Source organism: Streptomyces sp. C36 (assembly GCF_040932295.1).
Lineage (GTDB): Bacteria > Actinomycetota > Actinomycetes > Streptomycetales > Streptomycetaceae > Streptomyces > Streptomyces triculaminicus.
Genome location: NZ_JBFQGI010000001.1, coordinates 496,155 through 508,788, shown reverse-complemented (window position 1 = coordinate 508,788; position 12,634 = coordinate 496,155). Strand labels below are relative to the sequence as shown.

The following is a 12,634-nucleotide window of genomic DNA, read 5'->3' as shown; positions in this document are numbered from 1 at the left end:
GTGACGAACACCGCGGCCCGGTGGGCGGGCGCACGCGTCGTGACGTCGGCACGGAAGTGGCGTCCCGCCGGTTTGGGTGGGCGGAGCGAGGGCACTCGGGTGCTCACTCCCGTCTCCACAGGCATGCGGGGGTGCGTCGCACAAGGAGGTTCGATGGAGCGCGCGAACAGCAAGCACGGGGCCAAGCGGGACGACGAGCTCAAGAGGGAGGTGGCGGAGCTGATGCGGTCGGGACGGCCGACGCACACCCAGGAGTGGCAGGACGCCGAGTCGCCGGCGGCGGACGAGACGCCCGAGGGCATGACCGCACCCCGTCAGGGCAGCACCCGCCGCTGAGGATGTGGCAACCGGCGGTCCCGGTCCAGGGGTAGACCGGGGCCGCCGGGGGTGTCCGAGGGGAGCGGACGACCCGAAGAGAACACCGCCGGGACGACGAGGAGGGTGGTCGTCCCATGGCGTTCGCCACTCGGCACCGGGGCTCGCCGTCGCGAGCGCTCAATTCCGGTTCAGCCCATCAGGCCCAGGCGCCACATGCAGTAAATATATTTACTGCCGAGTATGCAAGAGCATGAAAAATTTCATTCGACTCAGTGGCATGAAAATCTGCGGACCCGGGAAGGCCCGCGAGCCGCCAGGGCTCCTCAGAGGCCGAGGAAGAAGTCGTGCTGCTCCGCCGCCTGCTCGTACTTCTCCAGCCGCAGCTGGGTCCGCTCGGGGTCGGCGTCGGCCATCGCCTGCAGGATCGCCGCGGAGATCACCCCTGGCGCCGCGTACGAGTCGAAGACCAGGCGCGAGCCGGTCCCGGCAGTGAAGGCCACGTCGGCCTCCTCCACCAGCGGCCCGAGCGTCACGTCCGTGATCAGCGCGACGCGCAGCCCGGTGCTGCGCGCGGCCCGTATGGCGGCCAGGGTCTCCTTGGAGTGCCGGGGCATGGCGAAGGCCAGCACCCATGTGCCGCCCGCCTCGCGCGACTGCAGCAGCGCGTCGTAGGCCACGCTCCCGCCCCGGGAGACCAGGCGCACGTCCGGATGGATGCGGCTCGCCGCGTAGGCGAAGTACTCCGCGAGCGAGACCGAGATCCGCAGGCCCAGAACCGTCAGCGGGACCGACCGGGCCAGCTCCCGGCCGATGCCGAGGACCTGGTCGGGGTCGGCGAGGACGCGGCGCAGGCTCTCGAGGTTCGCGATCTCGGCGTCGACGGCCGCCTGGAGCTCGTTGCGGCGGTCCTCCTGCGCGACGCTCTCCGGTGAGCCGGCGACCGCGCTCAGCGCGATGGGCTGCAGCGCCTCCCGGAGCGCGGGATAGCCGCTGAACCCCAGCGAGGTCGCGAAACGGGTCACCGACGGCTGGCTGACCCCCACGCGCTCCGCGAGATCGGTGATCGACAGGAAGGCGGCCTCGGTGAGGTGGTCGGCGATGTACTGCGCGATGCGCCGCTGCGCGGGGGACGGCCGGTGGCCGCCGAGCAGGGCCCGGACCTTGTCCGCGGGAAGCTGCTCGACCTGCGTGGACCGCCGCTTTCCCGGTGTGATCGCGGAGGCCCGCGCCCGCGCCCGTTGCTGCCCTGATGGCACCGCTGTGCCCCCTTCCCGCATATTCCGATCAACATAGCCCACGCGCCGCCGCGGCCCGCCGGCCGGCGGTCACGGCCGGCGCTTGAGGGCGACCAGCGCGACGTCGTCGTCGAGGGCGCCGCCCGTGTGCGCGAGCAGGTCCGTGTGGATGCGGTTCACCAGCCGCTGGGGGTCGGTCTCCCGCCACGCGGCGAGGCGCTCGGTGAGCGGGTAGAAGACTCCTCGGGAGTCGCGGGCCTCGATGACTCCGTCCGTGTACAGCAGGAGCAGGTCGTCCTCCCGGTAGGAGAAGTCCTCGGCCTTGTAGTCGCTCTCCTTGATGTCGCCGGTCAGGCCCAGCGGGAGGGCGATCTCGCGCACCATCAGCGGGACGACCTCGCCGTCGCGCAGGCGCAGGGGCGGCGGGTGGCCGCAGTTGATCAGACGGACCGAGGGGTCGTCGTCCGGGATCTCCAGGACCAGGGCGGTCACGAAGCTCTCCCCCGCGCTCTCCCCCGCCGCGTCGTCGTCGACCAGCCCCTCCAGGTCCCAGTAGACGGTGTTCTGCAGGTGGGCGACCAGCCGGGGGAAGGGCGGGAAGCGATGCGCCGCGGCACGGAAGGCGCCCAGCAGCAGGGCGGCGTCGCCGACGGCCGTCAGCCCCTTGCCGCGCACGTCGCCGATCAGGACCCGGGTTCCGTCCCGGGTGCGCACGGCCGCGTAGAGGTCGCCGCCGATCTGGGCCTCCGCCTCCGCGGCGACGTACACCGACGCGATGGTCAGCGGGCCGATGCGCGGGGGGAGCGGCCTGAGCAGGACCTTCTGGGCGACGTCGGCCACCGAGCGCACCTGGTCCAGGGCCTGCTCGTGCCGGGCGTGGACGACGCGGAAGACCACGATGAAGAGGGTGGCCAGGAAGAGGGCGACGGTCTGCGCCTGGTTGTCCGGCACCGTCAGGCGGCCGAAGAGGATGCTGAGCATGATCTGGGCGGCGATGGCGAGCGCCCCGACGAGGGCGGTCAGCCGGGGGCCGGCGAACGCGGCGGTGAGCGCCGGCGCCGCCACGAGCAGCGGCCCCAGGTGGATGTCCGGGCCGGTCACCAGGTCGAGCACCATGATCACCGCGATCAGCCCGAGCGGCACCGCGATCAGGGCGGGTCGGTAGCGCACCGCCCTGCGGGGGCGAGGGAGAGGCTCGGGAAGGCTCACCCCTCCTGCTTACCGCCCCGGCCCTCCCGCTGCCCCTCCGGCGCGTCCGACCGGCCCCGCACCGCCGCTCGCCGGTGCGGGAAATGCCGCCGGGCCCGTGGGATCCCGCCGGGCGGCCGGGATTCCCGCCGGCTCAGGGCTCCGGCCGCGGGTCGGGCGCGTCGGCCGGCAGGGTCCAGTCGTTGACCAGGCGTCTGGCGCGTCCCGCGTCGTCGGCGAAGACCAGCACCTGCAGCGTCCAGGGGGCGGGGGCGCGCCGCCGGCGCCGGGGCGTGTACGGGGCGACCGTGGAGCGGATCCGCCAGGCGCCGAGGAACCGGCGGATCTCGTCGGCGGCGGTCCGCGTCGCCACGTTGGCCACCGGCACCAGCAGCCCGTAGGGGTAGGGCCTGCGCCGGGCGAACGCCGGCGGGCGCAGGCCGGCTCGCGCCAGACGTCTCACGGATCACCGCCCTGGGGAGTGGGGGTCGCGGGTCAGTGACTGCGCTCGGTGACCGGTGCGTGCTCGGCGCCGTGGTCTCCGTGGGCCGCCAGGGCCTCCCTGTACTCCGCCGGTGTGGGCTTCGGGTACTGCCCGCCCTCGCCGAAGTAGGCCTTGGACAGGTGGGCCCGCATCCGCTGCGACCAGCCGATCTTGCGGCGGATGCCGTTCTCGTCCACCTCGGGCGGAAGCTCGAGGGGCCGGTACTGCTCGTGGGCGGTCAGCGAGTACAGGCTCGACTGCGTCAGCGGCTCGTGGACCTCCACGAACTCGCCGTGGGGCTTGCGCACGATGATTCCCGACTCGCGCCCGTGCAACACCTTCTCGTGGTCGCGGCGTTGCAGCCCCAGGCACCATCTCTTGGTGATGACGAAGACGAGGACGGGCAGGACGAAGAAGCCGACCCGCACGGTCCAGGTGATGGCGTTCAGCGAGAGATGGAAGTGCGTGGCGAAGAGGTCGTTGCCGCCTCCGACCAGGAGGAGCGCGTACTCCGAGATCCAGGCCGCGCCGAAGGCGGTGCGGTTGGGGTTGTTGCGGGGCCGCTCGGTGATGTGGTGCTCGCTCCGGTCCCCGGTGAGCCAGGCCTCGAAGAAGGGATAGAGCCACAGCGCGAGCAGGATCAGGGGGAAGACCATCAGCGGGATGAGCACGCCCAGCACCAGGGTGTGTCCGAGGAAGTTGATCTCCCAGCCGGGCATGACGCGGATGAGGCCCTCGGAGTAGCCCATGTACCAGTCGGGCTGCGCGTCGGTGGTGACCTGGTCCGGGCGGTAGGGGCCGTACGACCAGATCGGGTTGACCTGCGCGATGGCGGAGAAGACGGCCAGTACGCCGGTGACGAGGAAGAAGAAGCCGCCCGCCTTGGCCATGTAGACCGGCATCAGGGGCATGCCGACGACGTTCTTGTTGGTCCTGCCCGGCCCGTAGCCCTGGGTGTGCTTGTGGAAGAAGACCAGGATCAGGTGGGCGACGAGCAGGCCCAGCATGATGCCGGGGATCAGCAGCACGTGGACGGTGAACATGCGCGGCACCCAGATGGTGCCGGGGAACTGGCCGCCGAAGATGAAGAACACCAGATAGGTGCCCACGATCGGCAGGGAGAGGATCGCGCCCTCCATGAAGCGGATGCCGGTGCCGGACAGCAGGTCGTCCGGGAGCGAGTAGCCCATGAATCCGTCGAACATGCCGAGGATCAACAGGCCCGCGCCGATGAGCCAGTTGAGCTCGCGGGGCTTGCGGAACGCGCCGGTGAAGAAGACGCGCATCATGTGCACCAGCATCGCCATGATGAAGACGAGCGCCGCCCAGTGGTGCAGCTGACGCAGCAGCAGCCCGCCCTTGACGTCGAAGCTGATGTCGACCGTCGACTTGTACGCCTGGGACATCAGGACGCCTTCGAGCGGCGCGTACGGCCCGATGTAGCGCACCTCCTCCATGCTGGGCTTGAACCACATCGTCAGATAGACGCCGGTCAGGATGATGATGAGGAACGAGTAGAGGGCGACCTCTCCCAGCATGAAGGACCAGTGGTCGGGAAAGATCTTGCGCAGGTTCGACTTGGCGAGCGAGAAGAGGCCGACACGGCCGTCGGCCCAGGTCGCGAGCCTCTCCCCCCTCGACGCCTGGGCGGTGGAACCCCGTCCGGCCGCAGTGGTGTGTGGGGTGTTGGTCATGCGCTGCGCTCCCGGACCCTGATGGGCGGCATCTGCCTGCCTGCCCCTTCGTAGTGAATTTAGGGAAAACCGCCATTTCTGACGCCGTGGCCCATCTTCCACCCTTTCAGCCGCAGCATGCGTGATTTGCGAAGAGTGTCGGAGTGGGCGAGGAGGCGGCGGCGGGCCGGGTTCACGTCGCCTCAGGAATGTCCCGCAGGCACTCTGGCGTCACCCCCCTCCCCGCCCTACCTTGACCGCGAGGGCCACAGCCGTCGCCTTGCTTGTCATGTCCCCATCCGTCCACTCCCGGCAAGAGGTGAGCCTTGTCCATCCGCCACAGAGGCACCCGCCGATTACGCCGAACGGGCGTCCTCGCCGCGCTCTTCGGCACCCTGGCCGCCGTCGCGGCCGGCCCCGCCGGGGCCGCACCGGACGTCGCCCCCCGGGTCCGGCCGCCCCTCGTCCAGCCGATCGACCCTCAGCACTGGCGCAATCCGGACGACATGACCTGGGCCGAGTACCGCGCGGTGCCCGGCACCGACTGGGCGAACCCCGACGTCAAGCCCACCCGGCGCACGTTCAAGGGCGCACTGGTCCTCCTGGACTACCCCGACGAGGAGTTCTCGGTCAGCAAGCCGGCCGGCTCCGCCCGGTTCGGCAATCCACTGCCCGCCGCCTCGAACGTGCCCCGCGAGCGACTGCCCGGCTTCTACCGGGACTTCCTCAACAAGCCCGGCCCGCTCAACCACGGCCACACCATCAACGAGTACTGGATGGAGGACTCCGGCGGTCGCGTCGGCGTCGACCTGACGGCCTTCGGCGTCTACCGCATGCCGTGGAAGTCGTACCAGTACGGCATCGAGCCCGGTATGAACCCCGGCGCCTGCCCGCGCGGCGACACCTGCGGCAAGGACATCCGCGCCGACGGCAAGCGCGCGTGGGTCGCCGACGTGGGCGCCGGCAAGACAGGCGAGTTCGACTTCGTCTTCTACCTCACCGCCGGCGTGGACGAGTCCTCGGCCTGGCAGGAGTTCGGGCAGATGAGGTTCGCCTCCCCGCAGGACGTACCGGCCGCGTGGGGGCCGCCCTCCCCCATCCCCTCCGGGGGCAACGCCGCCGCGACGCGCTACGTGCCGTGGACCTCCTGGCAGGCGGCCGCCCGCATCTGGCCCAACGCCGCGAACGGCTCGTCCACCCAGGCCGAGAGCTCCGGCATGGCCACGTTCGCCCACGAGCTCAGCCACATCCTGGGCATCGGCGACAACTACAACAACCCCTACGGCACGCCCCTCAGCCGGGCCTACACCGGCATCTGGAGCATGCTCTCGCGCGGCTCCTTCAACGGCCCCGGAGGCCCCCACACCCGCTGGCGGATCCCCGCCGCGGCCGGCGGCTCCATGGGCTCCCAGCACGTCCTGCGGGACAAGATGAAGCTGGGCATCGTCGACGACAAGAACGTGCTGCGGCTCGACCGCGACGCCCTCAAGACCTCCGGCCTCGTCGTCGCCCGCGTCACCGCCCGCTCCGCGCCGCCCGGGCAGCAGGGCCTCGCCGGCGTCAACGTCGGCATGGGCCGCGACCTGTCCCCCGCCTGCGACCGCACCACCGACCCGCTGTGCGACGGCGGCGGCTACGACAACTACACCGTCGAGGTCGTCGACCGCATGGGCATGGACTCCTTCACCCCCGACCACGGGGTCCTGCTGAGCAAGACCAAGAACGCGGACCGGGCCCCGTTCGCCTGGGTGATCGACGCGCATCCGGAGGACATCGGCCTGGTCGACTTCACCCGCCCCGACGGCACCCGCCAGAAGATCACCATGGGTGACTACCGCCAGCTCAGCGACGCCCTCTTCCACGCCGGGGCCGACTCCGGCAGCTCCTACGAGTACGTCGACGAGGCCAACCGGCTGCGCTTCTACGTCCTCAACGTGCGCCGCGACGCCGCCGGCGTCCTCTCCTACGACATCGGCGTCAAGTCGCTGGACGGCGCGGGACCGCAGGAGCGCGGGGTCGCGCTCCGCCCGGGCTCGGCGAAGGGCAGGCCGGCGGACGGCCGCGCCCTGTGCACCTTCGCGCTCGCCAACACCGGCGGGCCCGCCCCTCAGGGCGACGCCCTCGCCTCCTCCGACGTCTACCGCCTGTCCGCCGAGGCCTCCGGGCGCGGCTGGTCGGCCTGGCTGCCCAACCGCCTCACCACCGCGGCCGCCGGCACCTCGGTCCCGGTCGACGTCGCCGTGAGCGCGAAGGCGGGCGCCGACCGCGGCGGCAAGGTCACGCTCACCGCGCGCTCGGAGAGCGACCCGAACCGCACCGCCAAGGCCACCTGCTCCCTCACGGCATCCGGGAGGTGAGGAGGATCACCCCGCGGGCCCCCGGCCGTGCACCGCGGCCGGGGGCCCGAGGTGACGGAGCTGTCACACAATGATCATCTGAACCGGCCAACCACCACCCCATTCAAGATCGTCTTACTCGGTGTCACCGATTTCCCACGTGAGCCCCCCTCGTCGAGGAGCGACTGACACTTGAGCAAGCACCGGAACACGCCACGCCCCCGCCGGCACCGCATGAAGGACGCCACGACCCGCAAACGCTTCATCGACTACCCACGCCGCGGCCGAGGCCGGCTGCGACGCTGGCTGCCCTCCTGGCGGCAGGTCCTGTGCGTCGTGACGCTGTGCGTGGGCTGCCTGGCCGGCCTGTTCGCGTGGGCCTACGCCGCGTTCGACATCCCCGACGAGAACGCGGCGGCCCGCCAGGAGGCCAACACCTACTACTGGTCGGACGGCAGCCAGATGGTGAGCCTGGGAGCGCTCAACCGCAATATCGTCCGCCTGTCGGACGTGCCGGACTCCGTCGAGAACGCGGTGATAGCCGCCGAGAACGAGAGCTTCTACCGGGATTCCGGCGTCTCGTTCCAGGGCATCGTCCGGGCCGCCGCCAGCGCGGTCCAGGGTGAGGAGACCCAGGGCGGTTCGACCATCACGCAGCAGTACGTGAAGAACACCTACCTCTCCCAGGAGCAGACCGTCTCCCGGAAGGTGAAGGAATTCGTCATCTCCCTGAAGGTCGACCGGACCAAGAGCAAGCAGGAGATCCTCCAGGGGTACCTCAACACCAGCTGGTTCGGGCGCGGCGCCTACGGAATCGAGGCCGCCGCGCAGGCCTACTACGGCATTCCCGCCAAGAAGCTCGACCCGAGCCAGGGCGCCATGCTCGCCGCCCTCCTCAAGGGCGCCGAGCTCTACGACCCCTCCACCGGTGCGAGCAACCACGACCGGGCGGTGGACCGCTGGAAGTGGATCCTCGACCGGCAGGTCAAGGTGGGCCTGATGTCCCGGGCGGACCGGGACGCCTACCGGACGTTCCCCGAGCCGCGCAAGCAGTCCACGTCCACCAACCTCGGCGGCCAGACCGGATACCTCGTCGACGTCGCCAACAAATACATCAAGCAGCGCACCCTGCTCACCGACCAGGAACTCGCCCACGGCGGCTACAAGATCTACACGACCTTCGACAAGAACCGCATGCGCACACTGAGCACCGCGGTGGAGGGCGTGCTCAGCAAGAACATCGACCCCGGCAAGCGTGAGGCCGACAAGGGCGTCCAGGTCGGAGCCGCCTCGGTGCGCCCCTCCGACGGGGCGATCCTCGCCCTCTACGGCGGCCCCGACGCCACCAAGCACTTCACGAACAACGCCGACACCTCCGGCGTGCCGGTGGGCTCCGCCTTCAAGCCCTTCGTGCTGGCCTCCGCCCTCGAGAACGGCGCACGCCCCCGCGGCGGCGACGGCGGCCGGCAGGACGTGTCGCCCGACACCTACTACGGGGACGACGGGGCACTGCGCACCGCCTCGGACGGAGCCGGGCCCGACGACTCCCACCCCACGCTGCGCCAGGCCCTGACGACCGGCGGCAACGCCACCTACGTCACGCTGGGCCGGGACGTCGGCCTGGAGAAGGTGCGGGAGACCGCCGTCAACACCGGCCTGCTCAAGGAGAGCATGGCCGAGCTGGAGCAGACCTTCCCCGTCGGCACCTCGACGCCGAGCGCGATCCGCATGGCGGAGGCGTACGGCACCTTCGTCCGCCACGGCCTGCAGAACGACCCCTACTCCGTGACCAGGCTCCTCAAGGACGGCACGTCCATCGGCGGGTTCGAGAGCAGGGCGAAGCCCCGGCGGGCGCTGGAGAAGGACGTGGCGGACCGGGTCGCGGACACGCTGCGCGAGGCGGGTACGAAGAGCACGGCCGACATGGACGCCGACGCGGCCGAACGCATCGGCCCCTTCGCGGCCGGCCGGACGGGTGATCAGGACCGGCTGAGGTCGGCGTGGTTCGTGGGCGCCACGGACGAGCTCTCCACCGCCGTGATGATGTTCCGCACCTCGCCCGACGAGCCTCGGCTGCTGCCCATGTCGGACGTGGGCGGCGACACGACCCAGCGCGGCAACGCCTTCCCGGCCCGCATCTGGGCGGACTACACGAGCGCCCGGTGACCCGTCAGGCGTACGGGCGCAGGGCGTACGACGGGTCCTGGGCGGGGGCGATGTCACGGTCGCCCCGGGCGTAGAGGGTGGTGAACTCCACCGGTTCGTCGAAGCACACGGCCGTCACCGGCACCGGCTCGCCCACGGCGGTCTCCTCCTGGCCGATGGTGTAACCGGTGACGGTGACGGACTGGCGGGAACGCTGTTCGTCCACCGAGGAGAATCCGCCGGTGGACCCCTCCCACTCCCACTGTCCGCTGACGGACCATTCCTCCCGTATCTCCAGCCGCCCGGGGGCCGGGCAGTGCCAGCGGAAACGGGTGACGGACGTCCCGCCCAGGTTGGCGAAGACCGACCAGCCGCGGCCGTCGGGCAGGAAGGCGAGGTCGCTGCCCTCCATCACCCCGTAGTCGAAGGGGGCGCTGCTCCAGTGGCCGATGAGGGCGTCGTCGTATCGCATGACGGAATCATGCCGCACCCGTCCGGCGGCACGGCTCGGCACCCAGGGCGGAAGGCGGCCGCGTGCGATGGTGGAGGCATGAGCGAGCTGCCTTCCGAACTCTTCCGGCGGTGGGTGCACTCCTACGAGGAGGACGCCGAGGGCGTGACCGTCTACCGCCCCGCCGGCCACCCCCTGCCGCCCGCGCGCGGCCGCCGGGGCATGGAGATCGTCCCCGACGGCACCTTCGTCGACCGCCCCATCGGCAGCCGCGACGTGCCCGGCGAGGTCGTCGGCCGGTGGACGTCCGAGGACGGGCGCACGCTCGCCGTCTCCTTCCCCGGGACGGACCGGCCGGGCCGCGCTCTCGAGATCGTCCACTGCGACGAGGACGTACTGAAGGTGCGCGTCATGGACGGCACACAGTGCTGAGCGCCGCCGGCGGTACCGGTCCGTCGGACACGCCCTAGCGGTTCAGGTGGTCCCGGGCGAGTGCGGTCAGGACGGTCTGGGTCTTGGGGGCCTGCCGCGAGGACGGCCGCAGGCCGCGCTCCAGCATGGTGCGCTCCAGCAGCTCCTGGGCCTGGGGGGCCTCCGAGTGCCGGGTGCGCAGGGACAGCTCCAGGAAGCGCAGGTCGTCGCCGACGCTCCAGAACTCCGCGATGAGCGGGTGGATCAGGTCCCGGCGGCTGGGCTTCCACTTGATGGCCCGGACCGGGCCGAGCGCCACGAGGTCCTCGAGGTCGCCGTCGCCGATCTCGGCGCTCGCCAGCAGGTCCCGCTGCTCCGGGGTCAGCCGGGGTCCGCGCGAGCGCTTCTCCCCGCCGTCGTCGTCGAGGGGGCGCTCGAAGTCGCCGTCCACCTTCAGTGAGGCCGCCCAGACGCGGTCGCGGCCGCTCCAGTCCTCCTCGATCTTGAACTCCCACCCCTTGCCGTCACGGTTCTCGCGCCAGCGGGAGGGAAGGGCGTCCGGATCACACGGGCGCAGTTTCGCCGTGAGGTCGCCCTTGTCGCCCTTCGCGGGCCGGCGGAGCCGGATGATGGCTCCGCCCTCCGAGAGGGGGAGGCGGATGTCGTCGCCGTCCGCCCATGGCCTGTCCCAGAAGTAGACGGTCAGACGCTTTCCGTCCGCGGCGTCCAGCCCGAGCGCCCGGCGCGCCCGCTCGGCCGTTCCACCGGAAACGATGATCTTTACTTCGGCCTCCGCGTTCCTGAACGTATCCGCCATGTCACCCTTTATGGCACAGGAAGAGTGGGCGCGCCAACTGGCTTGCATTCCAAGGGCATTCAGCGTAGGTGGCTATGTGATGTCACCCGGAATCGGACCTTCAACCGTGGATTCCAGACGTCGACCGCGATGTCCGGGAGCCGGTCCGCGGCACGGCCCCTAGCATCGGTCGCGCCTCCCGGGAACTTCCCGGGAGCATGTGTCAGGGAGGCATTCCTGTGCGCACCATGAAGGCCATCGCCGCTCTCGCCCCCGTCGTCCTGGGGGCGGTCCTCTCGCTCCCCGGCAGCGCCTCGGCCGCCGGAAAGGATCACGCCCCGGACCGTACCGCCACGGCCGGCGCGTCGGCGTTCGGAACGGGACCGTGACGGCCGCCCCGACCTCGTGGCCGTCAAGAAGAGCCGCACCGGCACCAACAGCACCGAGGTGCACATCCTCGGCTGAGCCTTCCGGCGGGCCGGCGGCGGGCCGCGTCCGCTCGGCGTCCGACCCGGCGACGAGAGCCGCCAGGGCGGACGTCCGGCATGCGGGCCGCCGCGGCCGTCAGAGTCCCAGGTCCTGTGCGGCCAGGGCGGTTCCCTCGACGCGGGCCCTGATCTTGGCGAACGCGGTGTCGCGCGAGGTGGAGGTGTCGTCGGCGAAGGGGGAGAACCCGCAGTCGTCGCACGTGCCCAGGCGATCCGCGGGCAGGTGCCGGGCCGCGGCGAGGACCCGGTCGCGCACCTCCTCCGGCGTCTCGACGCGCGGGTCGATCGGGTCGGTCACGCCGACGAACACCCGCGCGTCGGCGGGCAGGTGCTCGGCGATGACGCCGAGCGCCTTGTCCGGATCGGGTTCACTCGCGAGCTGGACGTAGAAGGCGCCTGCCTTGAGCTGCAGCAGCCTGGGCAGGAGCGCCGCGTAGTCGACGTCGGCGCTGTGGGTGGAGTCCTGGTCGCCGCCCGGGCAGGTGTGCACTCCGATCCGTGCCCGCTCGGCCTCGGAGAACCGCTCCAGGACCCGGTTGTTGAGCGCGACGAACTGTTCGAGCAGGCCGCCGGACGGGTCCAGCTTGAGCGAGAGCCGGCCCTCGGTGAAGTCGAGCTGGACGACGTGCGCGCCGGCCGCCAGGCAGCGGCGGATGTCCGTCTCCGCCTCGGTCGCCAGGTCGTCCAGGAACCTCTCGTGGGGGTAGCCCTCGATGCCGTCGGCAGGGTAGAGGAGGCTCAGCGCGGAGGGGGCGATGACGGCCTGCTTGACCGGCACGCCCGCGTGCCGCAGAGCGGCCCGCAGATACCCGTCGGCGTGGGCGGCGTAACGGAACGGCCCGCCCGTCAGCCGGGGAAGCTGCCGCTGGTGGCCGTCGGCGAAGGGGATGACGGCGCCGTCGGGCGCCAGCCGGTCGAGCCCCGCGACGGGATAGGTCGCGAAGCTCGGCTTGGCCTGCTCGCCGTCGGTGACGACCGGAGAGCCGGTCTCCTCCAGGCGCTGGATGGTGTCACGGACCGCTTGGTCCTGGGCGGCGGCGAGCTCGGCGTCGCCGATCTCGCCGGAGGCGTGGGCCGCCATGGCGGCCAGCAGCTCCGCGGGGCGGGGG

The 12,634-nt window shown here is 71.4% G+C and carries 12 protein-coding genes; 5 read left to right on the top strand and 7 right to left on the bottom strand.

The window, feature by feature from the left end:
• Positions 1-153: 153 nt before the first annotated feature.
• Positions 154-336, top strand: a complete 183-nt coding sequence (locus AB4K12_RS02160) for a hypothetical protein (protein ID WP_086566758.1) — start codon at positions 154-156, stop codon at positions 334-336.
• Positions 337-641: 305 nt separating this feature from the next.
• On the opposite strand, the gene AB4K12_RS02155 is transcribed toward AB4K12_RS02160, so the two are convergent.
• The 4 genes from AB4K12_RS02155 to AB4K12_RS02140 all read right to left on the bottom strand — a co-directional run bounded on the left by AB4K12_RS02155 (position 642) and on the right by AB4K12_RS02140 (position 4,919).
• Positions 642-1,574, bottom strand: a complete 933-nt coding sequence (locus AB4K12_RS02155) for a MurR/RpiR family transcriptional regulator (RefSeq protein WP_368432497.1) — start codon at positions 1,572-1,574, stop codon at positions 642-644.
• 69 nt (positions 1,575-1,643) lie between these two features.
• Positions 1,644-2,762, bottom strand: a complete 1,119-nt coding sequence (locus AB4K12_RS02150; protein ID WP_368432496.1) for a PP2C family protein-serine/threonine phosphatase — start codon at positions 2,760-2,762, stop codon at positions 1,644-1,646.
• 133 nt (positions 2,763-2,895) lie between these two features.
• Positions 2,896-3,204, bottom strand: coding sequence for a hypothetical protein (locus AB4K12_RS02145; protein WP_368432495.1), 309 nt, complete (start codon positions 3,202-3,204; stop codon positions 2,896-2,898).
• A gap of 32 nt (positions 3,205-3,236) precedes the next feature.
• The gene (locus AB4K12_RS02140) at positions 3,237-4,919 is read right to left on the bottom strand and encodes a cytochrome bc complex cytochrome b subunit (protein WP_368432494.1); all 1,683 of its coding nucleotides are present in this window, start codon (positions 4,917-4,919) and stop codon (positions 3,237-3,239) included.
• Positions 4,920-5,224: 305 nt separating this feature from the next.
• Between AB4K12_RS02140 and AB4K12_RS02135 the strand changes: the two genes are divergently transcribed.
• Together AB4K12_RS02135 and AB4K12_RS02130 are read left to right on the top strand one after the other, a co-directional pair.
• Complete coding sequence (locus AB4K12_RS02135; RefSeq protein ID WP_368432493.1) at positions 5,225-7,255, top strand: M6 family metalloprotease domain-containing protein; 2,031 nt, start codon at positions 5,225-5,227, stop codon at positions 7,253-7,255.
• A 171-nt stretch (positions 7,256-7,426) separates the two neighbouring features.
• Positions 7,427-9,400 carry a transglycosylase domain-containing protein gene (locus tag AB4K12_RS02130; protein ID WP_368432492.1) on the top strand — a complete coding sequence of 658 codons (1,974 nt, stop codon included), beginning with the start codon at positions 7,427-7,429 and terminating at the stop codon, positions 9,398-9,400.
• Between the two features lie 4 nt (positions 9,401-9,404).
• On the opposite strand, the gene AB4K12_RS02125 is transcribed toward AB4K12_RS02130, so the two are convergent.
• Entirely contained in the window at positions 9,405-9,851 is a 447-nt protein-coding gene (locus AB4K12_RS02125) for a hypothetical protein (RefSeq protein WP_368432491.1), read from the bottom strand.
• 78 nt (positions 9,852-9,929) lie between these two features.
• Between AB4K12_RS02125 and AB4K12_RS02120 the strand changes: the two genes are divergently transcribed.
• Positions 9,930-10,262 (top strand): hypothetical protein, encoded by a 333-nt coding sequence (locus tag AB4K12_RS02120; protein ID WP_368432490.1) that lies wholly within the window; start codon positions 9,930-9,932, stop codon positions 10,260-10,262.
• A 34-nt stretch (positions 10,263-10,296) separates the two neighbouring features.
• Here AB4K12_RS02120 and AB4K12_RS02115 read toward each other — a convergent pair whose 3' ends face one another.
• A complete protein-coding gene (locus AB4K12_RS02115) occupies positions 10,297-11,058 on the bottom strand; it encodes a hypothetical protein (protein WP_368432489.1) in 762 nt (253 codons plus the stop codon).
• A 218-nt stretch (positions 11,059-11,276) separates the two neighbouring features.
• On the opposite strand from AB4K12_RS02115, the gene AB4K12_RS02110 reads away from it, so the two are divergent.
• Entirely contained in the window at positions 11,277-11,426 is a 150-nt protein-coding gene (locus AB4K12_RS02110; protein ID WP_368432488.1) for a hypothetical protein, read from the top strand.
• A gap of 175 nt (positions 11,427-11,601) precedes the next feature.
• Here the strand turns inward: AB4K12_RS02110 and AB4K12_RS02105 are convergent, their stop codons facing one another.
• Positions 11,602-12,606, bottom strand: coding sequence for a cobalamin-independent methionine synthase II family protein (locus AB4K12_RS02105; protein ID WP_368433129.1), 1,005 nt, complete (start codon positions 12,604-12,606; stop codon positions 11,602-11,604).
• Positions 12,607-12,634: the final 28 nt, after the last annotated feature.

What these genes read in the sequence shown, in the direction of transcription:
- AB4K12_RS02160 (WP_086566758.1), top strand. Translation starts at nt 154, where the DNA reads ATGGAGCGCGCGAACAGCAAGCACGGGGCCAAGCGGGACGACGAGCTC.
- AB4K12_RS02140 (WP_368432494.1), bottom strand. Translation starts at nt 4,919, where the DNA reads ATGACCAACACCCCACACACCACTGCGGCCGGACGGGGTTCCACCGCC.
- AB4K12_RS02125 (WP_368432491.1), bottom strand. Translation starts at nt 9,851, where the DNA reads ATGCGATACGACGACGCCCTCATCGGCCACTGGAGCAGCGCCCCCTTC.
- AB4K12_RS02120 (WP_368432490.1), top strand. Translation starts at nt 9,930, where the DNA reads ATGAGCGAGCTGCCTTCCGAACTCTTCCGGCGGTGGGTGCACTCCTAC.
- AB4K12_RS02115 (WP_368432489.1), bottom strand. Translation starts at nt 11,058, where the DNA reads ATGGCGGATACGTTCAGGAACGCGGAGGCCGAAGTAAAGATCATCGTT.
- AB4K12_RS02105 (WP_368433129.1), bottom strand. Translation starts at nt 12,606, where the DNA reads ATGGCGGCCCACGCCTCCGGCGAGATCGGCGACGCCGAGCTCGCCGCC.